Source organism: Enterobacter quasihormaechei (assembly GCF_004331385.1).
Classification (GTDB): Bacteria; Pseudomonadota; Gammaproteobacteria; order Enterobacterales; family Enterobacteriaceae; genus Enterobacter; species Enterobacter quasihormaechei.
In genome coordinates this window covers 310385-334023 of record NZ_SJON01000002.1, presented here as the reverse complement: position 1 = coordinate 334023, position 23639 = coordinate 310385, and the positions used below count along the sequence as shown (strand labels likewise).

Annotated in this window: 20 protein-coding genes and 1 tRNA gene; 12 read left to right on the top strand and 9 right to left on the bottom strand. The window is 56.5% G+C overall.

The features are described 5' to 3' along the window. Positions 1-630 precede the first annotated feature (630 nt). Positions 631-1158 (top strand): helix-turn-helix transcriptional regulator, encoded by a 528-nt coding sequence (locus E0L16_RS04235; RefSeq protein ID WP_063451244.1) that lies wholly within the window; start codon positions 631-633, stop codon positions 1156-1158. 61 nt (positions 1159-1219) lie between these two features. On the opposite strand, the gene E0L16_RS04230 is transcribed toward E0L16_RS04235, so the two are convergent. Next, positions 1220-4252 carry an autotransporter outer membrane beta-barrel domain-containing protein gene (locus E0L16_RS04230; protein ID WP_131636384.1) on the bottom strand — a complete coding sequence of 1011 codons (3033 nt, stop codon included), beginning with the start codon at positions 4250-4252 and terminating at the stop codon, positions 1220-1222. 116 nt (positions 4253-4368) lie between these two features. After that, the gene (locus E0L16_RS04225) at positions 4369-4683 is read right to left on the bottom strand and encodes a lipoprotein (RefSeq protein WP_063451200.1); all 315 of its coding nucleotides are present in this window, start codon (positions 4681-4683) and stop codon (positions 4369-4371) included. Between the two features lie 175 nt (positions 4684-4858). On the opposite strand from E0L16_RS04225, the gene E0L16_RS04220 reads away from it, so the two are divergent. Both E0L16_RS04220 and E0L16_RS04215 read left to right on the top strand, forming a co-directional pair. Further along, positions 4859-5491, top strand: coding sequence for a response regulator transcription factor (locus E0L16_RS04220; protein WP_112793091.1), 633 nt, complete (start codon positions 4859-4861; stop codon positions 5489-5491). After that, complete coding sequence (locus E0L16_RS04215) at positions 5488-7272, top strand: hybrid sensor histidine kinase/response regulator (RefSeq protein WP_131636383.1); 1785 nt, start codon at positions 5488-5490, stop codon at positions 7270-7272. Before E0L16_RS04220 ends, E0L16_RS04215 begins: the two co-directional genes overlap by 4 nt. Positions 7273-7348: 76 nt before the next feature. On the opposite strand, the gene E0L16_RS04210 is transcribed toward E0L16_RS04215, so the two are convergent. Together E0L16_RS04210 and E0L16_RS04205 are read right to left on the bottom strand one after the other, a co-directional pair. Then, positions 7349-7424 (bottom strand) — tRNA-Phe (locus E0L16_RS04210). 95 nt (positions 7425-7519) lie between these two features. Next, positions 7520-8233, bottom strand: a complete 714-nt coding sequence (locus E0L16_RS04205; protein ID WP_064909939.1) for a DUF554 domain-containing protein — start codon at positions 8231-8233, stop codon at positions 7520-7522. A gap of 181 nt (positions 8234-8414) precedes the next feature. Between E0L16_RS04205 and E0L16_RS04200 the strand changes: the two genes are divergently transcribed. Further along, a complete protein-coding gene (locus E0L16_RS04200) occupies positions 8415-10553 on the top strand; it encodes an ornithine decarboxylase (RefSeq protein ID WP_131636382.1) in 2139 nt (712 codons plus the stop codon). A gap of 76 nt (positions 10554-10629) precedes the next feature. On the opposite strand, the gene E0L16_RS04195 is transcribed toward E0L16_RS04200, so the two are convergent. After that, on the bottom strand, positions 10630-11322 hold the full coding sequence (locus E0L16_RS04195; RefSeq protein ID WP_107533744.1) for a response regulator: 693 nt from the start codon (positions 11320-11322) through the stop codon (positions 10630-10632). Continuing rightward, positions 11312-12949, bottom strand: a complete 1638-nt coding sequence (locus E0L16_RS04190; protein ID WP_131636381.1) for an ATP-binding protein — start codon at positions 12947-12949, stop codon at positions 11312-11314. Before E0L16_RS04190 ends, E0L16_RS04195 begins: the two co-directional genes overlap by 11 nt. Positions 12950-13294: 345 nt before the next feature. On the opposite strand from E0L16_RS04190, the gene E0L16_RS04185 reads away from it, so the two are divergent. From E0L16_RS04185 to citG, 8 genes are read left to right on the top strand one after another with little or no spacing between them, the layout of a single operon-like run. Beyond that, on the top strand, positions 13295-14656 hold the full coding sequence (locus E0L16_RS04185) for a 2-hydroxycarboxylate transporter family protein (RefSeq protein WP_022649371.1): 1362 nt from the start codon (positions 13295-13297) through the stop codon (positions 14654-14656). Positions 14657-14673: 17 nt separating this feature from the next. Next, entirely contained in the window at positions 14674-15537 is an 864-nt protein-coding gene (locus tag E0L16_RS04180) for a fumarylacetoacetate hydrolase family protein (protein ID WP_015571851.1), read from the top strand. A 13-nt stretch (positions 15538-15550) separates the two neighbouring features. Further along, entirely contained in the window at positions 15551-16573 is a 1023-nt protein-coding gene (gene citC / locus E0L16_RS04175) for a [citrate (pro-3S)-lyase] ligase (RefSeq protein WP_112791622.1), read from the top strand. Positions 16574-16589: 16 nt separating this feature from the next. Further along, positions 16590-16883: a citrate lyase acyl carrier protein gene (gene citD / locus E0L16_RS04170; protein ID WP_107533737.1), complete on the top strand. Its 294-nt coding sequence runs from the start codon at positions 16590-16592 to the stop codon at positions 16881-16883. Next, entirely contained in the window at positions 16880-17755 is an 876-nt protein-coding gene (citE, locus tag E0L16_RS04165; RefSeq protein ID WP_112791624.1) for a citrate (pro-3S)-lyase subunit beta, read from the top strand. The genes citD and citE overlap by 4 nt, the downstream gene beginning before the upstream one ends. A gap of 10 nt (positions 17756-17765) precedes the next feature. After that, entirely contained in the window at positions 17766-19289 is a 1524-nt protein-coding gene (citF, locus tag E0L16_RS04160; RefSeq protein ID WP_131636380.1) for a citrate lyase subunit alpha, read from the top strand. Further along, entirely contained in the window at positions 19286-19825 is a 540-nt protein-coding gene (citX, locus tag E0L16_RS04155) for a citrate lyase holo-[acyl-carrier protein] synthase (RefSeq protein ID WP_131636379.1), read from the top strand. Before citF ends, citX begins: the two co-directional genes overlap by 4 nt. Then, positions 19803-20606 (top strand): triphosphoribosyl-dephospho-CoA synthase CitG, encoded by an 804-nt coding sequence (citG, locus tag E0L16_RS04150; protein ID WP_131636378.1) that lies wholly within the window; start codon positions 19803-19805, stop codon positions 20604-20606. Before citX ends, citG begins: the two co-directional genes overlap by 23 nt. A 79-nt stretch (positions 20607-20685) precedes the next feature. On the opposite strand, the gene E0L16_RS04145 is transcribed toward citG, so the two are convergent. The 3 genes from E0L16_RS04145 to E0L16_RS04135 all read right to left on the bottom strand — a co-directional run bounded on the left by E0L16_RS04145 (position 20686) and on the right by E0L16_RS04135 (position 23634). Continuing rightward, complete coding sequence (locus E0L16_RS04145) at positions 20686-21942, bottom strand: nucleoside permease (RefSeq protein ID WP_063451223.1); 1257 nt, start codon at positions 21940-21942, stop codon at positions 20686-20688. A gap of 218 nt (positions 21943-22160) precedes the next feature. Then, entirely contained in the window at positions 22161-23237 is a 1077-nt protein-coding gene (gene mltC / locus E0L16_RS04140) for a membrane-bound lytic murein transglycosylase MltC (protein ID WP_131636456.1), read from the bottom strand. Positions 23238-23361: 124 nt separating this feature from the next. Next, positions 23362-23634, bottom strand: a complete 273-nt coding sequence (locus E0L16_RS04135) for an oxidative damage protection protein (protein WP_003862425.1) — start codon at positions 23632-23634, stop codon at positions 23362-23364. Between the last annotated feature and the right edge of the window lie 5 nt (positions 23635-23639).

The window sequence follows — 23639 nt, the reverse complement described above, 5'->3', positions numbered from 1 at the left end:
CACGGCCGCCTTTTAACTCAACGTTAAAGGCCATAAAGGAGAACATTAAATCTGAATGGTGCTACGTTACGGGATACTTACTTAAAGGTAATTATGAGCCCTCATCTCGGTGATTCAGTTGGGGGTAATGTACACCCGATGTGTTGGGGGATAAATAAGTTGAAAAGCGGGTGGGGTATTTTGAGATAATTCTGGAAGATGACGGTTTTTTAGATAATTTAATTCGCGGCCTTTGTTTTTAACTTATTGATAATATTGATTTTTTATTCGTTTGTTTTTCTTTTTGTTATATTCGAAATGATGTTCTGCTCAGTTAATTAAAGTACTTTCCGGTGCGTGTTTGGGAAGTTTCATGACAAAAATTCTTAATGTTCAGGGAAGTGACTTTTCTGAAATTCTTTTTTATTTATAATTAACGTCAGCCATTGAGTGATAGTCTACGAAAAGTCTAGCTCACCAATGTGCATATTGAGGGATGATCAAAGCCAGAAAACATTTGCCGTTAATGTAAAGCGCTATAAGCGAAAGCGTTCTTCTTTCTTAAGAGGCGGGCTTGCTTTAATCTAAAAGGGATGGTTAGTGGCGACTTCAATTGTGTTAGTGACTCAGGATTGTTTCCTTGTCAGGGGGATGCGGCTATTTTTCCCGGATATAATTTGCCTCAGTTCGATTGACAGAAACATATTTGATACCGGTGCAGATGAATATACTGTACTGATTGATAGCCGTACGCCGCTCCGTTTATATGATTACCTGATACGCCATCCAGCCAGAACGAGAAAAACGATCTGCTGCGTTATGCTGGATATGCACCCTCGAGAGGAGGACCTTCTCAGTATGAAGCTGTTTATGAACACGTCGCTTACGGCGCCGGATATGGCGTCGTTATTCAATCTGGTGCTCGATATGAAAGGCAGGCGTCTGACAACCAAATGGCTGCTTAACTTACGCCTGAGTCGACACGAAGCGGTAATGATCCGGTTGCTGAAGGCAGGGAGGTCAATGGAAGAGATTGCAGATAAGCTGAATATGTCGGTCAAAAGCCTCTATCGCAAGCGAACGGTGCTGTCGGAGCGGTTAGGGGCGGGGAACTTCAACGAGGCGTGTTTGTTCATCTTCAAAAACAAACTGCTGGACGCGGTTGGGAACGATCCCTAGCTCAGTCAGAAGCCAAAAGCACAAACCCGCCACGAGGGCGGGTTCTTTTAATGGACATAATTCAGAACGACCAGCGCAGATTGGCGTTAACCGAGTTGACGCGGGTATCCGCACCATATTGTCCCTGGTAACCCACATCCAGCGTCGCAGCACGCGACAACTGTACGCTCACGCCGATATCACCCACCATTACGTCCTCATCGACGGCCTGGCCCTGAGTAATGAACGCGTCGCTGCCCGCAAACGCCATGCGCGAAGAGGTATTCTTATCGCCATAAGCGTGCTGCCAGCCCAGCGAACCGTAGAGGTTAACGTTCTTCGGCAGCTCGGTCACACCGCGAACCCCGAGTGTGGAATAGAAGGTGTTCATCGTTTCGTTACGTACGCTCAGCGCAGCGGCACCGCCGTCTTCCCTGAAACTGTCGGTATGCAGCCGGATGTACGATAAATTGACGAACGGCTCAATATTCATATCAGGCTGGCCGAAACGGTAGCCCGCTTCGGTGAACGCCAGCAGCGAGTTGGCGTCGTAATCCGACTTCAGCCGATCCGAGAAGCCGCTGAAATCAACATTGCGCTCGCCTTCGATCTTGTGCCAGGTGTAACCCAGCGCGCCGCGAAGGGAGAACGCATCCTGTTGACCCGCCGCATACAGGCCAAGATGGTAGTTGTCGGTATCCGCTGAGGAACGACGGCTGTCGACGTCGTAATCACCCCGGCTGTAGCCGAAATAGCCACCGACACGCACGTTATGATCCGCCAGCTTGCGATCTGCCCCCAGCAGGAAGCCGGTGGTGTTGCCGTCAAGCTTGCCCACATTGCCGTCGCCGCTGTTTTTACTCCAGGAGCTGAAGGTCTGGCCCCAGACGCCATTATTTTGCGGCTCCGGCTGCTGCACCAGCGACATTGCTAACGGTGGTATCGGCAGGCTGTCGTTATCAAACGCGCGCTGCATACGCTGGTTTAACACGTTAAAAACCTGCGTGCTGCTGGCGATCAGGTTGGACTGCATTGACGGATAAACTTCGCCAGACAGCTGGTTGAACGCCTCGCGCGCTTCCGGTGCGCTGAGCAGCAGCAGCGAGTTATACAGCGCCAGCGACGGGCCGCTTTGCGTCAGCGTGGAGAGCGCGCCGGCGGTATTCCACTGGTTGCTGCTTTTGGCCACGGTCTGGAAAATCCCCGGCTTGCCGCTGCCCGGGTTTTCACCGCCAGGATTCTCACCGCCAGGGTTTTCCCCTCCTGGATTCTCACCTCCCGGATTTTCGCCTCCGGGGTTTTCTCCTCCCGGATTCTCACCTCCCGGGTTTTCGCCTCCAGGATTCTCGCCGCCGGTCTCTTTCTGCGCGATGGTCAGATCCACGGCGTTGGTGCCTTGCTTGAGCGCCACGTCCAGGAAGGCGGATTTGGAAATCGCGCCGGCGAACTCACCGTCAATCCCTCCCTCGGAGGTTAAAATGCGGTAGCTTTGGCCCGTTTTATAGCTGGTTTGCGGGTCCAGCGCGGTGACCTGTACCTTAGCCTGATCGCTGATGGTGGTTTTGCCCGATACCAGCAGTTGGTCGCTGCTGCCATCTCCCGCGATATCTACGTCATAGAAGGATTCACCGATAAAGTTCAGATAGCGTTTCAGCGTCAACCTACCGATAGTGCCGTCGCCGGGCGAGATATGCCCGCCGGACAAGATCTCGGTCTGGCCCAGCGTGCCGTTGCCGCCCAGCGTGCCGCCGGCCTTGATTGACGCGGCGCTGCTGTAACCCGCCCCGTTGCTGACGTCTGAACCCGCCGTCGCGTTGAGGATCAGCGTGCCGCCGTTCTCCGCGCTAAGCGTCTGAATATCAAAAATATCGTCTTCTGGCTGGGTGTTAATATTGCTGTCAATGATGACTTTACCGCCCCGCGCGGTTACGTTCGCCTTGAGTCCGGAAAGATCGCCGTTCAGCGTCGTCTGCCCGGAGGTGTTGATCACCTCACCTTCACCGCTCATCTTGTTGCTGAAGACGTAATTTGCGTCGGTATGGTTGAAGTACACATAGCTGCCGAACAGCCCGCCGCGCAGGCTGATTGCCGTCTTCGCATCGAGGGTACCTGCGCCGCCCGCTGTGCCAAGCGTTGGCTCAGTTAAACCCGTGCCGGTGTCCATATTGCCGCGGCTGCCGATGATGAGCGCTCCCCGGTTCGAGCCGGAACCCGATGTCCCCACGATCAGCGCATTGCTGCCTGCGGAAAATGAACCGCCGTCAATCACCGACAGCACGCCATTGCCATAATCGCCCACGCTCACGCTGCTGCCGCTGGTAAAACGCGAGTCTTTGCCCGCAATAACCAGCTCAGCCGTTTTACCTGCCCCGGAGACGCCCGCTACCTGCACGCCGCCCACGTTAACCGCACCGCCGTTCAGCACGTCCAGGTCGCCATAAAGCGTCAACGTACGGCCAACGTTCCACTGTGAGCCGCTCCCCGTGACGGTGGCTTTCGGACTTAGCGTGTCGGTTTCACCCGGCCCGGTACCGTTGCCGATGCGCGCATCGTAGGCGGTGCTGAGCGCCGCGCCGTCCTCAATCGCCAGCGTGGAGCGTGCGCCCAGATCGGTGCCTACGCTAAGAAAATTACTGGTCACACGAGAGCCGGCACCCGTGGCGATAAGGTGGCTGTCGTAGCCGCGGGTGGTGCCGACAACGATCTCCTTTGCGCTCGCCAGTGCGCCTTCTTCGACCCGCAAGGTGCCGAGGCCAAGATTCAGGTCGCCGCGCAGGACATACCGATCGTTCACCGCATTAAGCTCAGCGTTTGGCCCGCGGACCGTGACCACGCTTTCATAAATTTGGCCGTCGAACAGCCGACCGATATTGATGTTATAGGCGGTGATTTTGCCGTTATCGATCAGCAGGTTTCCGCGTTGGTTACGTCCAACATAAACATCTCCGGTGTAACCCAGCGTTTCGGTAATACGCGAGTCGCCATCAAAAATAGCATCGGCCGCACGCGCGACATCGACAGGTAAAAGCAGTAGCAGCGGTGCGGAAAAAAGAGCGAGGTAAAGTCTGGAAAGCGGCGTCTTAACCGCTAAAGAATGCGATGTAGAGTTATTCACGGGCTATCTCCGTACTCATTAGCGTGATGTCAGGAAAATCGTTTTTATATGACAACTCAGATACGTCGAATAATGTAAAAGGCGTTATTTATGTACGCCTTTTGATATGGCGTTAATTATTTATGTGTGACAACAGGTGTACAGGTTGGCGCGCTCAGCGTCGGTGCGGATCCTAAAATTCCCGGCATCATCATTGATGAACAATCAAAAATGCGCCCTTTTTCCGTCGTAGCGCGATAAGTCAGTTTTTGTCCTCCCAGTGCGTCCGGCTGGGCGCCGTTAACGTTGGTCACGGTTATTTCATCTGATGAGCCCAGCCCCAGCATTTTAGCGGTCTCTGCCTGTAGAAGTGGAATAGCCTGATCGGTTTTCAACGTGGAACAACCCGCCAGCATCAACGTAACGGTTATAACGATTAGTGGCTTTTTCATAAATTATCCTTGATATCCAATCAGTTAATTTTGCTGATTGTATTTATGTTTTCTTTTACCCAAACCAGCGAATAATATATTTCTCTTTCCTAATCGAAAAAACCCTCCTAAAGTAGGGTAGGTAGAGAATAATTCATCCGTACTCTAAGATATGCGAAGGTAAAAGGAGGATCCTTTGGGACAGAATTATGCGTTAGTCGTTGATGACCATCCATTGGTAGCAAGCGGCATCGCCAATTTTCTGATTACACATTGCCAATTTAAGCAGGCGTATGTGGTGACGAATGAGGATGATTGCTACCGTCAAATTAGGGACCATGGCCCGCCACGTTTGCTGGTAATCGATTTTTGGCTCTCGTCCGGTACGGCCTTGAAATTACTCAAAGAAGTAAAAGAACTTTACCCCCAGGTAAGACTCCTGGTGGTCAGCGGGGATGACAATAATGATATCTGGCGGAAAGTTCATGCCGCCGGGGGGCACGGATTTGTATTGAAAAGCGAGCCGCCAGAAATGTTCTCACGGGCCGTTTTTGCCCTCACTGATAATCTGACCTGGTTTCCTGAGGGTAACGAAATTTCCGTTAAGTCGAATAATGAGCGGTTAAGTAAATTTAACTTAACGCCGCGACAAATTGACGTATTAAATATGATTATGCGCGGTCTGCCAAATAAACGCATCGCCGCCCAGCTTTCAATTTCTGAACCCACGGTCAAAGAACACATCAGCAATATTTTGAAAAAGATAGGCGTTAACAGTCGGGTCGAAGCCATCACGCTTTTGCATGGCAAGCAGGAACCGTCGGAATGAGGTTTTTCCAGAGCTTACAAAACGAGGGTATCTCTGCTCCGGCGCAGATCCGTTTGCTAAACAACACGTTTCTGCGGCTGGTATTCAGCTTTAGCGCGGTACCCTTTGTTGGCATTCCTTTCGCCATCTGGATTTATATGCTCGGGGACAAACTCGGCCCAACGATTATCTGGATAATCATTTATCTGCTATGTGCCTTGGCGATACGAATATTGCACCGACGCTATCAGCGCGAAGCAAAAGAAAACGATGAAAAGGACGTCCTGCGACGCTGGCTTCCGCGTATTAATAATATTGCCTTTATTCACGGGCTGGGCATTTCATCACTCTATTTAATTACGCCACAGACGCAGAACTTTGACTTTTTCCTGTTACTGAATATCAGCATCGCCGCTATCGTCGCCGCCAATGCGACGCATCTGACGCCGGTCATCAGCACCTTTACGCGCTTTTTCTTCGCCTCCTGGGGGGTGCTGAACCTCGGTATTATCTGGCGGCTCGATGAGTTGATGTTCATCGTGCTCATGCTGAATCTGCTTTACGGCTTCGCGATTTACCGCCATGCGTTAACGTCACATGCGTTCTTTATTCAGCAAGCGCTGCTTGAGGAAAAAAGCTCGCGCCTGGCGGAACAGTTTCGTCAGGCCAAAGAGGACGCGGAGCAGGCATTGCTGGATAAAAATCAGTTTCTGACAACCGCCAGCCACGATCTGCGCCAGCCCGTTCACGCTATGGGCTTTCTGATAGAAGCCATCCTCCACCGAAACCGGGACGACAGCCTGACGCCCCAGCTGCTTGACCTACAGCAGAGCGTTCGCTCGGTACATTTGATGCTCAATTCTCTGCTCGATCTCAGCAAAATAGAATCCGGGAATGTACTTTCTGCTCCTGGCAAAGTGGATATCGGCGCTCTGCTCGACTCGGTCATCACGCTGTTTCGCGAAGAGGCCAACAGCCGCGCGCTTAGGCTGGGCACCCGGCGGCCTAAACGCCGCATTTACGTGATGGGCGATCCGCTGCTGGTGCGACAGTCCCTGATTAACCTGATTCAAAATGCCCTTCGCTACACGCTCAAGGGCGGCGTGCTGGTCGCCATCCGACCGCGCGGTGACGAGTGTATGGTGGAGGTGTGGGACACGGGGGTCGGTATCGCCGATGATGAGAAAGGCAAAATCTTCTCACCTTACTACCGCCCCGAGCTGGCATGGAAGATCGATAGCGCCGGGCACGGGCTGGGGCTGGCCGTCGTTGCCCGTTGTGCCAAGCTGATGAAGGTGAAATACGGGATGCAATCCATTGAAGGTAAAGGCTCACGCTTCTGGATGCGCTTCACTCAATACGCTGGCGAAGACATCGCGCCGGATATCCCGCCCGCCTCTGACCACACCGCCACGCCGGTACGCTATGCGCCGCTGCACGGTTCCTGCCTGGTCGTCGATGACGATCCGCTGGTGACGTCTGCCTGGGAGAGCCTGATGAGCGTCTGGGGAATCAACGTACGCTGTGCGGCCTCCGCTGAAGAAGCGTTTGCCATCATCGACGACGGCTTTACGCCGTTCGCCGTGCTGTGCGACCAGCGCCTGCGATCCGGCGAAAGCGGCTTTGACATCCTGAAAGCGCTTTTTGAACGCCTGCCGGATATGAGCGGCGCGATAGTCAGCGGCGAATTTAATTCACCGGTTCTGCTGGAGGCAGAGCAGGAAGGTTACCTGGTACTCCGCAAGCCTCTTGAGCCGGCTAAGCTGCATGCGCTGCTTACGCAGTGGTCAGAATGTCGTTAAGGGAATGCAGAAGGGTTGATTCTGGCGGGCTTAGAATGCAAAAACGGACCTCCGTGGAGGTCCGTTAATATGAATTTGGTGCCCGGACTCGGAATCGAACCAAGGACACGGGGATTTTCAATCCCCTGCTCTACCGACTGAGCTATCCGGGCAACGGGGCGCATTAAACCCGATCCGCCCTCCGACGTCAACGAAATTTATTGCTTTCGGTGCAGACTGCACACTCTCTCACCATTTCGCCGCAAACTTAAGCGAAAAAGTGCGTCCAGAGCGCGGAAAGCGGCATGGCGAGCAGCAGTGCAGGGAGCATGTTCACCACTGCAAACATTTTGATGCCACAGATGCGCAGCCCTGTCGCCAGCAGCAACAGGCCGCCGACGGCAGTAAAGTCTGCCATCATCGCGGGCGTCGTCAGCGGCAGGATCAGCGTGGCGCAGGTGGCCAGCGCCAGCTGAATCAGCAGCATTGGCACGCAAATCGCGGCGACGGCGATGCCGAGCGTAGTGGCAAAAATAGTGGCGGTGAAGAAATCCAGAAACGCTTTCGCAATCAGTATGCTGGGATCGCCGGTCATTCCTTCCTGCATCGAACCGAAAATCCCCGTACCGCTGGCACAGAACAGAATAACGATCGCAACGTAGTTTTGAATAAACGACTCGTGCGTGCCGTGCTTCGCCTTGCCCGGTCGGGCAATCAGGTTTTTAGCTTTGCCTACCGCGCTATTTATGCCTCTTTCCAGATAGCAAAATTCGCCAATCAGCGCGCCGAGCAAGGTTGCCAGCACCATTACCGGCAGGTTGGCGCACTTCACCACTAAAAGGATACCAATCCCCAGCGACGCCAGGCCAAAAATGGAGGGCATGGAGACGCGAATACGCTCCGGCAACCGCTGGCTCAATACTGCCCCAAGTACACCGCCCAGCAGTACAGCTCCCGCATTGATAAAGGGTCCAATTACCACGTTTAACTCCTGTTATTTAAGCACTGGCATTGCATGATTATGGCACGTCCAGCCCTGATTATGGTTAGCTTTGGGAGGCGTAATGCATACTGATTCCTTCTTGCACCTGAAAATAAAAGGTGACATGATTGCGCGAATTTTCTCCTCCCTGTCTCACCGTTCGGTGAGGGTATTTGCGCTTATGAAAACCATGAAAATTGCCGTCAGCCGTGAGCTGGTATCCAAAGTTTCTACGCACCGTGAAAAGGTGACGCTGGATAACACCGATTTCACCGATGTGGCGGCAGTCGTCATTACGGTGGTTGAAAGCTACAGCGGCATTCTCGCGTTGCTGAAGCGTACGGGCTTTCAGCTACCGGTGTTTATGTTCTCGCAAGAGCCTGGAGAGGTGCCTGATGGCGTCACGGCGATTATCTCGGGTAGAGCGCAGGAGTTCCTGGAACTGGAATCTGCCGCCTGCCGGTATGAAGAGAACCTGCTGCCACCTTTTTTTGACACCCTGAGCCAGTATGTCGCAATGGGGAACAGCACCTTTGCCTGCCCTGGTCATCAGCACGGCGCGTTTTTCAAAAAACATCCCGCCGGGCGCCAGTTCTATGACTTCTTTGGTGAAAACGTGTTTCGCGCCGATATGTGCAATGCCGACGTGAAGCTCGGGGATTTGCTGATCCACGAGGGTTCTGCCAAGCACGCGCAAAAGTTCGCGGCGAAGGTGTTCAACGCGGACAAAACCTACTTCGTGCTGAACGGCACATCGGCTGCCAATAAAGTGGTAACCAATGCGCTGCTGACCCGTGGCGATCTGGTGCTGTTCGATCGTAACAACCACAAATCCAACCATCACGGGGCGCTGATCCAGGCCGGGGCTACCCCTGTTTATCTTGAGGCCGCGCGTAATCCGTTTGGTTTTATCGGCGGAATCGATGAACACTGCTTTGATGACGCGTATCTGCGGGAACTGATCCGCGAGGCTGCGCCGGAAAAGGCCGACGAGATCCGCCCGTTCCGCCTGGCTATCATCCAGCTTGGTACCTACGACGGCACGATCTACAACGCCCGTCAGGTGATCGACAAGATCGGCCACCTGTGTGACTACATTCTGTTTGACTCCGCGTGGGTGGGCTACGAGCAGTTTATCCCGATGATGGCAGAAACGTCTCCGCTTCTGCTGGAGCTTAACGAGAACGATCCGGGAATTTTTGTGACCCAGTCGGTACACAAGCAGCAGGCCGGGTTCTCGCAAACGTCGCAGATCCATAAAAAGGATAACCATATTCGCGGCCAGTCGCGTTTCTGTCCGCACAAGCGTCTTAATAATGCGTTTATGCTGCATGCCTCTACCAGCCCGTTTTACCCGCTGTTTGCGGCGCTGGACGTGAACGCCAAAATTCACGAGGGCGAGAGCGGGCGCAGGCTGTGGGCGGAGTGCGTCGAGCTGGGCATTGAGGCGCGCAAGGCCATCATCGCCAACTGCCATATGATCAAGCCGTTTATCCCGCCAGTGGTGGCAGGGCGGCCGTGGCAGGATCACCCCACGCAGGTCATCGCCAGCGAGCGCCGCTTCTTTAGTTTTGAACCGGGTGCAAAATGGCATGGTTTTGAAGGCTATGCTCGCGAGCAGTATTTCGTCGATCCGTGCAAGCTGCTGCTGACCACGCCGGGCATTGATGCGGAAACAGGTCACTATACCGATTTCGGCATTCCGGCGACCATTCTCGCCCACTACCTGCGCGAAAACGGCATTGTGCCGGAGAAGTGCGACCTCAACTCCATCCTGTTCCTGCTGACGCCAGCGGAGAGCGAGGAGAAGTTAATGCAGCTGGTGGCTATGCTGGGACAGTTCGAACAGCATATTGAAGACGACACGCCGCTCGCGGATGTGCTGCCGACCATCTATCAGAAATACCCGGTGCGTTACCGCGACTACACGATCCGTCAGCTGTGCCAGGAGATGCACGATCTCTACGTCAGCTTTAACGTGAAGGATCTCCAGAAGGCGATGTTCCGCCAGGAGAGCCTGCCCGCCGTAGTGATGAACCCGCAGGATGCCAACCAGGAGTACATTCGCGGGAACGTAGAGCTGGTGCGTATTCGTGACGCTGAAGGGCGCATTGCCGCCGAAGGCGCGCTGCCATATCCGCCGGGCGTGCTGTGCGTGGTGCCGGGCGAAGTCTGGGGCGGAGCGGTGCAGCGTTACTTCCTGGCGCTGGAGGAGGGCATTAATATGCTGCCGGGCTTCTCGCCGGAGTTGCAGGGCGTTTACAGTGAGAAGGATGCGGACGGGATCAAGCGACTGTATGGGTACGTATTGAATGTTTGAACGTAGGCCGGGTAAGCGTTAGCGCCACCCGGCGAGTTGCCCGGTGGCGCAAGCTTACCCGGCCTGTAATACTGCGTCAGGCTTCTGCGCGGCGGTACATCCTTCTTGGATGCCCAATCTTCCCGTACAGCATCTCCACCGTCAGAAAACCCACCTCCACGCAGTGTTCCAGATAGCGCCGGGTGGTGGTTTTACTCAGCCCCGTCTCGCTCACCACCTCATCCACCGTAAAGCAGTGCGACGCCTTGCTGTTGAACAGCGTTTGCACCCGCGCCAGCGTGTTCTCCTCTATCCCTTTGCTGCCGTTGTCCAGACGATAATTTTTCGCCTGTAGCTGATAGAGCGAATCCACGTTCTGCTGGTCAACAATCTTCCAGACGCGCTGCTGCTCGGCAAACTGCACAAAACGCTCCAGCGACTGGCTCAGGCGCTTCCAGGATACCGGCTTGAGGATGTAGTCGAACGCGCCGTTACGAATGGCCTGGCTACAGGTGTCCATATCGCTGGCGGCGGTGATGAAAATCACCGAGCAGTTGGCGCGGGCGAGCATCGGGTTGCTGATAAGGGTGATGCCTTTGCCGTCCGGCAGGTAGTTATCCAGCAGCATCAGCTTCGGCTGTTTGCTCTCCAGCTGTCGCTGCGCGTCGGCCAATGACGCGGCAATTCCCACCAGCCTCAGGCGCGGATGTTTACCGATAAGCTCCGCGTGCAGTTGCGCCAGTTCGTTCTCGTCTTCAACAATCAGTACGTCGATAAGTTCATGTTGCATAGTCGGTATCTTCCAGTTCCTGTGCGGGGTGCCGGGCCGTTCCCGTGGCGGGAATAAACAGTGAGAAAATGGCACCGCGTGGGGTGTTATCGGCAACTTCAATTGCGCCGCCAGCCTGCGTGACGTAGCTTTCAATCAGATACAGGCCTATACCATGATCGCCGCGCGTTTTGGTGGTGATGCCGCGCTCAAAGATCCGGTCGCGGATCGCCGGTGTGATGCCGACGCCCTGGTCGGCGACTTCAATAATCAGTTCCTGCTCGTTCAGCTTTATCAGCACGTCTACCGGCGCATGCGGGAGCGGGGCGCGCTGGGTCGCTTCGATGGCGTTATCCAGCAAATTTCCGATGATCGAGATAAGTTCCGATTCGAGCAGCGGCAGGAACGGTTTATCTACCCGGCAGGCCGGATCGAAACTCAGCTCAACGCCTTTCTCACGGGCGCGGGCGGCTTTTCCAAGCAGCAAACCGCACAGCGTCGGGGAGCTAAAGCGGGACGAGATAAAGTCCAGCAGCTCCTGAGCGTGTTCCGACTGCGCCTGTATGTAGCGGATCGCCTCGTCATAACGGCCCATATGCAGCAGGCCGGACAGCGTGGTCATGCGGTTCAGCTGTTCGTGGCGCATGATGCGCAGGTTATCAACGTAGCGCTTCACCTGGCTAAGCTGGGCGCTGAGCGAGTCGATCTCGTTGCGATCGCGAAAGGTGATCACCCAGCCCTGCAACGCATCTTCCAGCATGATCCGCACCCGGCTGGCAATGACCGTGAGATCGTTAAAGCGACAGATCTCATCGTGAGTGTCTTTCGCAAGCATGGTCTGCGCGTTAAAAAACGGGACGGGTGCGATCACCTGGCTAATGTGTTGACCGCGCAGTTCGCGGGCGGGCTGACGTAAGCCTAATAATTTACGCGCCGCCTGGTTGATCACTTCGATGCGCAGGTCGTCATCGATGGCAATCACCCCTTCATAAATGGATTCCATCATCGCCTTTTGCTGACGCACCAGCAGGCCGATTTCGCGTGGTTCCAGAGAGAATATCTGCTTCTTGATGCTGCGGGTGAAGAACCAGGAGAAAATAAACAGGGCGATAAGCAGCAGCACGGCGGCAATCAGGATATTGACCACCTTGTTGACGGTGATGGTGTCCAGATAGCTTGTGAGATAGCCCACCGAAACAATCCCCACCACCTGCCCGGCATCATTAAAAATAGGGGCTTTGCTGCGTAGCGAAATGCCTAACCCGCCCTTGCGGATGGTAATGGTGCTTTTGCCGTGTAATACCTCGTCGTTGTCCCCGCCAACCAGCGTTTTGCCCACCCGGTCAGCAAACACGGAGTGAAAAAGATGCAGCCCTTTATTGTCACCAATCACAATAAAACTGGCGTCGCTGTGGGCGGCTATTTTATGCATAAAGTCATGGATGCTCTGGATATCCTTTTGTTCGACTTCTTTTCGCAGAGTGGGAATAAGCGCTATCTCTTCAGCCTGTATTTTTGCGCGCGCGCTCATTTCCTGATAAAGCTGCCTGCCGACGTCGACATAATAATATCCGCCCAGTAATGCGAACAGCACTGAGAAAAAGGCGACCAGCGAAATAAACAGCTTGATCTGAAACGATACTTTCATAACTATCACGCAAGGTATCAACAGGTTGGCTGAATATATCATCTTTTAACGCCAGGATGCCCGCTTTGCCGAAAACTTGTGATCCCTTGCACAGCACGGTCTGTAAAAGATTTTTCCGAAAGTCTCATTCTCTTAATGCTAATTGAATAAATGTTATTTCTTTGTTCGGTTAGGAAAAGAAACCATAAAAACCACGGTAATAAATAAGGCGTAAATCACATAAAATAATAGAAACCATTAAAACCATAGCGGCCATTAAAACTTCGCCTTTAATATGTCATCCCTCACATAAAGTAAGCCTTTGTGACTCTAAGCTGAACGCACAAAATAACTAAGGGGCTTATTATGAGCACAACTGACGATTCATTCTCTGTTACCCACGACCCGATTGATATTCAGCGGCCATCCCTCAAGGAGCGCTGGTGGCATATTATGGATACCTGGAAAATCGGCATTATTCCTTTGCCGCTGTTCGTTCTGGCGGGCGCGCTGATTGCGATTGATTGTCTGGGCGGAAAGCTGCCGAGCGACATCGTGGTGATGGTAGCCACGCTGGCCTTCTTCGGCTTTGCCTGCGGCGAGTTCGGCAAACGCCTGCCGATTGTCGGCAAGCTCGGCGCGGCGGCGATTTGCGCCACCTTTATCCCTTCCGCGCTGGTCTACTACGGTCTGCTGCCGGACGTGGTGGTGGAATCCACGACCAAATTCTACAAATCCACCAACATTCTCTACCTCTATATCTGCTGCATTATCGTCGGCAGCATCATGAGCATGAACCGCACCGTGCTGATCCAGGGCTTCCTGCGCATCTTCTTCCCGATGCTGTGCGGTGAAATCGTCGGCATGATTGTTGGCATGGGCGTGGGGCTGGCGCTGGGCCTTGAGCCGTTCCAGATCTTCTTCTTTATCATTCTGCCGATCATGGCGGGCGGCGTCGGGGAAGGGGCGATCCCGCTCTCCATCGGCTATGCCACCCTGCTGCACATGGACCAGGGCGTAGCGCTTGGCCGCGTGCTGCCGATGGTCATGCTCGGCGGGCTGACGGCAATCATCATCTCCGGCTGCCTCAACCAGCTCGGGAAACGCTACCCGCACCTGACCGGCGAAGGCCAGCTGATGCCTAACCGCGCGAATGCGGATGCCACCGTCTCTCAGCCTGCGTTCTCCGGTAAAGCGGACGTGACCACTATCGCCTCCGGCGCGCTGCTGGCGGTGCTGCTGTACATGCTGGGCATGCTCGGTCACAAGCTGATTGGCCTGCCTGCGCCCGTTGGCATGCTGTTTATGGCGGTGCTGGTGAAGCTCTGCAACGGCGCCTCTCCGCGTCTGCTGGAGGGTTCCCAGGTGGTGTACAAATTCTTCCAGACCTCCGTGACCTATCCAATCCTCTTCGCCGTTGGCGTGGCAATTACCCCGTGGCACGAGCTGGTCGCGGCGTTCACCGTCAGCAACCTGCTGGTGATTATCAGCACCGTGTCTGCGCTGGTGGCGACCGGATTCTTCGTCGGCAAAAAAATCGGTATGCACCCGATTGATGTCGCCATCGTCTCCTGCTGCCAGAGTGGACAGGGCGGTACCGGCGACGTGGCGATCCTGACCGCAGGCAACCGCATGAGCCTGATGCCCTTCGCCCAGATTGCTACCCGTATCGGCGGCGCGATTAACGTCTCTGTCTCACTGCTGATTCTGGGCAACTTCCTCGTCTAAGTATTCAGGAAAAAACAATGAAACTCGCAAGCTTTTTATACCAGGGAAAACGCAGCTACGGCATCGTTCAGGCCGAGGGCGTGATTGATTTAGGCCGCCGCCTGGGCGACCGCTACGGCGACCTTAAAGCGCTGTTGCAGGGGAACGGTCTGGCGCAGGCCACCCGTTTTCTGAACGACGCGGTGGACGTGCCGCTGAACGCCATCACCTTCTTGCCGGTGATCGTGCAGCCGGAAAAAATCCTCTGCGTGGGCATGAACTACGCCGACAAGCGCAAGGAGTTTGACCAGCACAACCCGGCCCCGACGCTGTTTGTCCGCTTCCCGGATTCACAGACCGGCCACAACGAGCCGGTGCTGAAGCCGCGCCACTCCAGCGAATTCGACTACGAGGGCGAGCTGGCGGTGATCATCGGTAAGGGTGGGGAGAACATCAGCCGCGATGACGCCCTGCGCCACGTGGCGGGCTACAGCTGCTATATGGACGGCTCCGCCCGCGACTGGCAGCACACCTGGTTCACCGCCGGTAAAAACTGGCGTCAGACCGGCGCGTTTGGCCCCTGGATGGCGACGGCGGATGAGATCCCGGACCCGCACAGCCTGGCGATCCGCACCTGGCTTAACGGCCGCATGGTGCAGGAGGACAACACCAGCAGCATGATCCACAAGGTCGCGGAGCTCATTGAATACATCAGCACCTTCACCCGCCTCAGCCCGGGCGATGTGATCATTACCGGCTCTCCTGGCGGCGTGGGTAAAAAGCGCAACCCGCCGCTGTTTATGAAGGAGGGGGATCGCATTGAGGTGGAGATCGAGCATATCGGTCATCTGAGCAACGTGATCGTGGAAGCGCCAGCCGTCGGGCTTGCGGCGGCACACTGAGTAAGGCGGCAGCATGCAATCGCAACCCATTGATTTTCGCCATACCGTTGTGGCGAAACACCCGGAACGCTTAAGCCAGATCCGCTACCTGCTGGCAGACAGCGGCCTTGGCCTGGACAACGATATCACGCTGTTTGTTGAAGCCTGGTCCGGCGCGCAGCTGGTGGGTTGCGCAGGGCTGGCTGCCAACGTCATCAAGTGCGTGGCGGTCAACGAGCAGCTTCGTGGGGAAAACCTCAGCGCGCGGCTGCTGGCAGAGGTGGAGAATGCGGCGCTGGAGCGCGGTCATTTTCACCTCTTCCTCTGCACCCGTCCGTGCAATAAGGAGCGCTTTGGCCGCAGTGGCTTCTGGCCAATTGCCCAGAGCGGGAACAACGCGGTGCTGATGGAGAACACTCCGCAGGGGATCGCGCGCTACTGCCGTACCTTAAGCCGGATGCGAAAGGGCGGGGAGAAAACTGGCGCGATTGTGATGAACGCCAATCCGTTCACCCTCGGCCACCGTCATCTGGTGGAGCAGGCGGCGGCGCAGTGCGATGCCCTGCATCTGTTTGTGGTGCGTGAAGACGCCTCGTTCTTCCCGTTCAGCGCGCGCCTTGAGATGGTGCGCGCGGGCGTGGCGCATCTGCCGAACGTGGTGGTGCATGAAGGCTCGCAGTACATCATCTCGCGCGCCACGTTTCCGGCCTACTTTCTCAAAGAGACCGGCAAAGTGCAGCAGGCGTGGAGCGAGATCGACGTGCTGATCTTCCGGGACTTCATCGCCCCGGCGCTCGGCATCACGCACCGCTTTATCGGCTCGGAGCCGTTCTGCGATATCACCCGCCAGTACAACCAGACGCTGCACGATCTGCTGGCCTCGCATATCGAGGTGGTGGAGATGCCGCGCATCAAGGCCACCGGCAACGCCATTTCGGCGTCCGAAGTGCGCCGTTTACTCAAGACACAGCAGTTTACCCGGATCCGGGAGATCGTCCCGGACTCCACCTTCGCGCATCTCGAGGCACATTATCGCGCGAGTGCGGAAGTCGCATAACTATCAGGAATTTATCATGAATATTGTAAGGGAGGCGCTGGCCGGAACGCAGGAGTCCAGCGACCTGATGGTGAAAATCGCCCCCGCTCACGGCGAGCTGGAGATTGTCATCCACAGTGAAGTGATTAAGCAGTTTGGCGAGCACATTCGCCAGGTGGTCGACGACACGCTGCGCGCCATGAACGTGCATCAGGGATTAATCATTATTGAAGACAAAGGGGCGCTGGACTGTGCGATCCGCGCCCGCCTGCAAAGCGCGCTTCTGCGTGCTGCCGATGAACAGGCCATCAACTGGGAGGCGCTGAAATGAGCAAACTCCGCCGCAGTATGCTGTTCCTGCCGGGCGCCAACGCCGCCATGCTCTCCACCGCGTTTATCTACCGGCCAGACGCCATCATGTTCGATCTTGAAGATGCGGTGGCCCTGCGCGAGAAAGATACCGCACGCATGCTGGTGTTCCACGCGTTGCAGCATCCGATGTATCAGGATATCGAAACCGTGGTGCGCATAAACCCGCTGAGCACGCCGTTTGGCCTGCTGGATCTGGAGGCCGCCGTGCATGCGGGCGTGGACGTGATCCGCCTGCCGAAAACCGACACGCCGGATGACATCTACGAGCTGGAAGGCCACCTTGAGCGTATCGAGCAGGAGTGCGGGCGCGAGGTGGGTTCTACCCGCGTAATGGCAGCGATTGAATCGGCTATTGGCGTCATCAATGCCGTGGCGATTGCCCGCAGCTCGCCGCGCCTGATCGGCATTGCGCTGGCGGCCTTTGACTACGTAATGGACATGCAGACCGAGCGCGGCGACGGCACCGAGCTGTTTTATGCCCGCTGCGCGGTGCTGCACGCGGCACGCGCTGCCGGCATCGACGCCTTCGACGTGGTGTGGTCAGACGTTAACGACGAAGCCGGGTTCCTGCGCGAGGTCGACCTGATCCGCAAGATGGGCTTTAACGGCAAATCGCTGATTAACCCGCGCCAGATTGACCTGCTGCACAACGCCTACGCCCCGACGCAGGAAGAGGTGGAGCACGCCAAAAGGGTGATTGAAGCGGCAGAAGAGGGCGAGCGTAACGGCCTGGGCGTGGTCTCGCTCAACGGCAAAATGGTCGACGCCCCGATTATTAACCACGCGCAGGTGGTGCTGGAGCGCGCGGCGGCTTCCGGCGTGCGTCGGTAAGGATGACAAAATGAATCAGACAGAACTTCTCCACGTGAACTTCCCCCATCTGCGGGACCTGAAACCCTTTGATACCGCCCACAGCGCGACGCCCTGGCTGGCGGACAGCGACGCGAAGCACAACCGCAAGCTCTGTGCCACCCTCGAAGAAGCCGTAGCGCGCAGCGGCTTGCAGGACGGAATGACCATCTCCTTCCACCATGCCTTTCGCGAAGGCGACCGGGTGATCAACACCGTTGTGGCGCTGCTGGCGCGGATGGGATTTAAAAATTTGACCCTGGCCTCCAGCTCGCTGATGACCTGCAACGACGCGCTGATCGAGCATATCGAAAGCGGCGTGATTACCCGGATTTACACCTCCGGCATGCGCGGCAGGCTGGCAGACGCCATCTCCCACGGGCTGATGGACGAGCCGGTACAGATTCACTCCCACGGCGGGCGCGTGAAGCTGCTCCAGGACGGCGAACTGAACATCGACGTGGCGTTTCTCGGCGTGCCGTGCAGCGATGCGTTTGGCAACGCCAACGGGACGCACGGAAAATCGTGCTGCGGTTCGCTGGGCTACGCCATGGTGGACGCGCACTTTGCCCGCAAGGTGGTGCTGCTGACCGAAGAACTGGTGCCGTTCCCGAATATGCCCGCCAGCCTGGTGCAGGACCAGGTGGACTACGTCGTGCAGGTGGAGAGCGTGGGCGACCCGGCGAAAATCAGCGTCGGCGCGGCGCGCGTCACCAGCAACCCGCGCGAGCTGATGATCGCCCGCTATGCGGCGGACGTGATTGAGCACTCCGGCTATTTCAAACCGGGCTTCTCGATGCAGACCGGCTCCGGCGCGGCGGCCACCGCCTGCACCCGTTTTATGGAAGAGAAGATGGAGCGCAGCGGCGTGAAGGCCCGCTTCGCGCTCGGCGGCATCACCGGCAGCCTGGTGGATCTGCACGAGAAGGGGCTTATCGAAAAGCTGCTCGACACCCAGTGCTTTGACGGCCAGGCGGCGGCTTCGCTGGCGCGCAATCCGAACCACGTTGAGATCTCCACCAACGTCTACGCCAACCCCGGCAGCAAGGCGGCAAGCTGCGACCAGCTCGACGTGGTGATCCTCAGCGCGCTGGAAATTGACATTGATTTTAACGTTAACGTCATCACCGGCTCCGACGGCGTGATGCGTGGCGCATCCGGCGGGCACTGCGACGTGGCGGCGGCAGCCAACCTGACCATCGTCGTCGCGCCGCTGCTGCGCAGCCGCATTCCGACGGTCGTGAAGCGCGTCACCACGCGCCTCACGCCGGGAGAGAGCATCGACGTGTTGGTCACCGACCACGGCATTGCGGTCAACCCGGCGCGCCCGGAGATCCGCGAGCGCCTGATGGCGGCAGGATTAAAGGTTGTGGATATCAATGCGCTCTACGAGCGGGCGATTTCCCTGACCGGTGTACCGAAACCGATTGAATTTACCGACAAAATCGTCGGCGTCATCCGCTACCGCGACGGCAGCGTGATCGACACCGTGCGACAGGTGAAGGAGTCAGTATGATTTCAGCGACACCCGTGCGGGCGGGTGTCAGCCTGGACGAACTGCTGGCGGCGAAAGATCGCCGCGCGGCGCGCCAGGCCGACATGCTCACGCACTATCAACAACCGGTGATTTCCCTCACGCTGATCACGCCCGGGGACATTAAAGACAGCCTGCGCTATCGCAACACCTTGGGCGTGGCGCTCCAGATGTGCGACCAGTTGCTGTGGGAGAACCGCTGGCAGGTGCTGGACCGTCAGGTGCTGTGGCTGCCCACCGGACCGGAAGCCTTGTGGTGCGTCGCCCATCCGGCGGCGGAAATCAAAGCGCACTGTGCGGAACTGGAGCAGACGCACCCGCTCGGCAGGCTGTGGGACCTGGATGTCATCTGTCCTCAGAACGGCCACGTCGGGCGCCAGTCGCTGGGGGCAAACCTCAGGCGCTGCCTGATCTGTGACGAGCCCGCGCATGCCTGCTCCCGTTCGCGGCGCCATCCCGTTGAGCAGGTAGTTTCCCGCGTGGAGAAGACGATCGATGACTGGTTTGCTCGCGACTAAACCGCGCCCGACTGATGTGCCCGCGCTTGCCGAAGCGGCGCTGTGGCAGGAGCTGGAGCTGACGCCCAAGCCGGGGCTGGTGGACAAGCTTAACAACGGTTCCCATCGCGATATGGATCATGCCCTGTTTGTTCGCAGCATTACGGCGATTACGCCGTGGTTTGCCCGTTTTGCGGAGCTGGGCGAGGCACATGCGGACAAGCCAGCCGCTCAGCAGCTGCGGATTATCCGCCCGATGGGGATGGCCTGCGAGCAGGCGATGTACGCCGCGACGGACGGGGTGAACACACACAAGGGCGGGATTTTTGCCCTCGGTTTGCTCTGCTTCGCTGCCGGGCGCGTGAAAACGGTCTCCGCCGGCAGCCTCTGTTGTGAGGTAAGTAACATCTGCCGTGGGCTGGTAGCGCGTGAGCTCGTCGGGCGCAGCGGGCAGGCAACGGCGGGCGAGCGGCAGTTTCAGCTGTACGGTCTCACCGGCGCGCGCGGCGAGGCAGAAAGCGGCTTCAGCACGGTGCGTAACGCGCTGAAGCAGTGGAAGGGGAATTCCCTTCATGACCTGTTGTTACGCCTGATGGCCATCAACCAGGACAGCAATCTGGTGTCGCGCGGCGGTATGAAGGGGCTGCGCTACGTACAACGTTACGCGCGGGAACTGCTGGCGAACGGCTGGGATCGCGATGCGTTGCTCAGGATGGATAGCACGTTGATAGAACGCAACCTGAGTCCGGGCGGCAGCGCGGATTTGCTGTCGGTGGGGTGGGTGCTGTCTGCAATAAAATAGCCGGGTGGCGGCTACGCCTTACCCGGCCTACGGTCTGGTTTTGTAGGCCCGGTAAGCGCAGCGCCACCGGGCACAACAATTAATGCGCGATCGGCTGCGCACCGTGCGGTTCGCGAACGTGCTTGTACTTGAACAGCGCGAGGAACGCGAAGAACAGCACCAGCGAATACGCCGCGAAGATCAGCCACACGGGCTGCCAGTCGGTAATGCCGTTGGTGGTGTACATCTCAACCACTTTACCGCTCACCACGCCGCCCAGAATACAGCCGAAGCCGTTGGTCATCATCAGGAACATGCCCTGCGCGCTGGCGCGGATTTCAGGCTTCACCTCTTTTTCCACAAACACCGAACCGGAAATGTTGAAGAAGTCGAAGGCGCAGCCGTAAACAATCATCGACAGTACCAGCAGCACGGTGCCGAACGCGCTCGGGTCACCGTAGGCGAACAGGCCGAAGCGCAGCATCCACGCGGCGATACTGATCAGCATGACGTTCTTGATGCCGTAGCGGCTCAGGAAGAACGGGATGGTCAGGATGAACAGCGTCTCGGAGATCTGCGAGATGGACATCATCACCGACGCGTGCTCAACGATAAAGCTCCCGGCAAACAGCGGATCGTTATCGAAGCTGTGCAGGAAAGTGTTGCCGAACATGTTGGTGATTTGCAGCTCCGCGCCCAGCAGCATGGAGAAGATAAAGAAGATCGCCATGCGCTTGTTTTTGAACAGGGCGAAGGCGTCCAGGCCAAGCATGGTGCTCCAGCTCTGGTTTTTCTGCTGGTTAGACACCGGAATGGTTGGCAGCGTCAGGGTAAACAGCGCCAGCAGTACGGAGAGCGCAGCACCAATATACAGCTGCATGTGGCTCAGCTCGAAGCCCGCGAAGCTCACGCCCCACATCGCCATGATAAAGCCGATGGTGCCCCATATACGGATTGGCGGGAAGTCGGTGACGATATCCAGGCCGGCAGATTTCAGGCGGTAGTAGGAGATGGAGTTGATCAGCCCAAGCGTTGGCATATACGCCAGCGAGTTAAGCAGGATCACCATAAACATCGCCCCCGGCGTGGTCACTTCGGCCGCCATAAACAGCGTCCCCGCACCCACCAGATGGCAAAGCATATACAGCCATTTCGCACTTAACCATTTATCCGCCACGATACCGAGCAGCGTTGGCATGAAAACAGCCGCAATACCCAGCGAGCTGTAGACGGCACCGATTGACGCACCATCAAACTTGAGCGTCACAAACATATAGGAGCCGAGTGTAGTCAGCCAGCTACCCCACAGGCAGAACTGCAGAAACGACAAGATTTTAAGCTGCAGCTTAAGGTTCATGTTACTTTCCTCACAAGTGAGCGGGAGATATGTTGTTATAGGAACATTCAGGGTTGTTATTTGATGCAATTCTATCAGCAGGCGAGGTTATGTTTTGTTACCTCCCGCAAAAAAATGCAATCCACATTAATTTGCAGTCTGGATTGTGATGCAAATAGCATTTTCGTATGGATGGAGAGAAGCAGAACACCTTCTCCTTACAGGAGAAGGTGTGTTGATTATCGACGACGATAGTTTTTCTGCGCCGTATTCACCTTATACAGGTACCGGCGGGATTCCGCAGACGGGTGGCGGGTGGTGAGGGTGGAGTAAACATCCCCCGGCGCCATGCTGTTGATGATATTCGCAGCCTGCACCTTGTCGTTCGAGAAGACGCGCAGCACGCTGCCCGCCCCGCCGTTGTAGGCGGTGATCACCGCATAGCGGCGTGACGTTGGGTTATCAATTCCACCGAGATAGACATTGTTCAGCATCGCCAGATAGGCCGTGCCGGTATCAATGTTGCTTTGCGGATCGAAGAGGTAGCTGCGGCTCGGCGTGCCGGATTTCCCCTGCGAGCGGAACACGTCTTTACCGGCGCTGTGCTGCACAACCTGCATCAGCCCCAGCGCGTCGGAACGGCTCACCGCGTACGGGTTGAACGAGGATTCGGTCTGCATAATCGCCAGGATCAGCGACTCGTCCACGCCATACTTACGCGACGCCTGACGCACCATGCCCAGATACTTATGCGCACGCTTGTCGAGGTGGTTCGGCACCAGGTTAATGGTCACGCTGTAAATCACCTTCAGGCCGTTGGTGCGGCTTTTCAGGCGGGTTTGCAGCAGGTAGTCGGCGAATTTTGTGGCGCGGCCTTCCCAGCGGATCGGCTGACCGGTCTGGTCTACGACCTGGCCATACAGGAACGGCTCTTTGGAGATGGTAATGTCATCGGCATCAGAGTAGAGGTCAATAGATCCCGGATCGTCGCCCATCAGCAGGGTCTTGATGATGGCCTGACGTAAATGCGCCGCAGGTTCAGTCCCCGCGATGGTTTCAACCGTAATCGTACCGTCATCGAAGTTGATGTGGCTACGGGTCTGATAGGCGTCGGTGTACTTAACGTAGTCCTTCGGTCCGGCAATCAGGACTTCGTTAAATCCCCATATATTTTCGATGTTGTGGGCAAACTGCCCCATCAAAATGTCAAAACCGTTGGTGTCCTTAACCCAGGCTTCGTTATAGCTATCGCCCTTTTTGGAAGAACAAGACACAAGCAACGGCGCAACAAGTGCTAGCGCTAAAAGTTTTTTCATCATTCCGGGAGTGCGTGTTGTGTTTGCTTAGTCGTTGCTTTCGCCGGGTGGCGCTGCGCTTAGCCGGCCTACAAAACTGTAGGCCCGTGCAAGCAAAGCGCCGCCGGGCAACAGCCGCAGAGTATTATTTTTCCGGTGGCGTATAGCCTTCGATGTGGACGTCTTTGCCCTCGAACAGGAAGTTCACCATCTCCTGCTCCAGCAGCTTGCGGTGCTCCGGGTTCATCATGCTGAGCTTTTTCTCGTTGATCAGCATGGTCTGTTTTTTCTGCCACTGTCCCCAGGCTTCTTTGGAGATCTCGTTATAGATGCGCTTACCCAGGTCGCCCGGGTAGAGCTGGAAATCCTGGCCTTCAGCGTCGCGCTGTAGGAAAGTACAAAAAATGGTTCTGGCCATACTCA

Bases quoted from the DNA above. Each gene is read 5' to 3' on its own strand.
- citF (WP_131636380.1), top strand. From the start codon at position 17,766: ATGAATCAGACAGAACTTCTCCACGTGAACTTCCCCCATCTGCGGGAC.
- E0L16_RS04145 (WP_063451223.1), bottom strand. From the start codon at position 21,942: ATGAACCTTAAGCTGCAGCTTAAAATCTTGTCGTTTCTGCAGTTCTGC.
- E0L16_RS04215 (WP_131636383.1), top strand. From the start codon at position 5,488: ATGAGGTTTTTCCAGAGCTTACAAAACGAGGGTATCTCTGCTCCGGCG.
- E0L16_RS04235 (WP_063451244.1), top strand. From the start codon at position 631: ATGCGGCTATTTTTCCCGGATATAATTTGCCTCAGTTCGATTGACAGA.
- citX (WP_131636379.1), top strand. From the start codon at position 19,286: ATGATTTCAGCGACACCCGTGCGGGCGGGTGTCAGCCTGGACGAACTG.
- mltC (WP_131636456.1), bottom strand. From the start codon at position 23,237: ATGAAAAAACTTTTAGCGCTAGCACTTGTTGCGCCGTTGCTTGTGTCT.
- E0L16_RS04190 (WP_131636381.1), bottom strand. From the start codon at position 12,949: ATGAAAGTATCGTTTCAGATCAAGCTGTTTATTTCGCTGGTCGCCTTT.
- E0L16_RS04200 (WP_131636382.1), top strand. From the start codon at position 8,415: ATGAAAACCATGAAAATTGCCGTCAGCCGTGAGCTGGTATCCAAAGTT.
- E0L16_RS04180 (WP_015571851.1), top strand. From the start codon at position 14,674: ATGAAACTCGCAAGCTTTTTATACCAGGGAAAACGCAGCTACGGCATC.
- E0L16_RS04195 (WP_107533744.1), bottom strand. From the start codon at position 11,322: ATGCAACATGAACTTATCGACGTACTGATTGTTGAAGACGAGAACGAA.
- citC (WP_112791622.1), top strand. From the start codon at position 15,551: ATGCAATCGCAACCCATTGATTTTCGCCATACCGTTGTGGCGAAACAC.
- citG (WP_131636378.1), top strand. From the start codon at position 19,803: ATGACTGGTTTGCTCGCGACTAAACCGCGCCCGACTGATGTGCCCGCG.
- citE (WP_112791624.1), top strand. From the start codon at position 16,880: ATGAGCAAACTCCGCCGCAGTATGCTGTTCCTGCCGGGCGCCAACGCC.
- E0L16_RS04135 (WP_003862425.1), bottom strand. From the start codon at position 23,634: ATGGCCAGAACCATTTTTTGTACTTTCCTACAGCGCGACGCTGAAGGC.
- E0L16_RS04185 (WP_022649371.1), top strand. From the start codon at position 13,295: ATGAGCACAACTGACGATTCATTCTCTGTTACCCACGACCCGATTGAT.
- E0L16_RS04225 (WP_063451200.1), bottom strand. From the start codon at position 4,683: ATGAAAAAGCCACTAATCGTTATAACCGTTACGTTGATGCTGGCGGGT.
- citD (WP_107533737.1), top strand. From the start codon at position 16,590: ATGAATATTGTAAGGGAGGCGCTGGCCGGAACGCAGGAGTCCAGCGAC.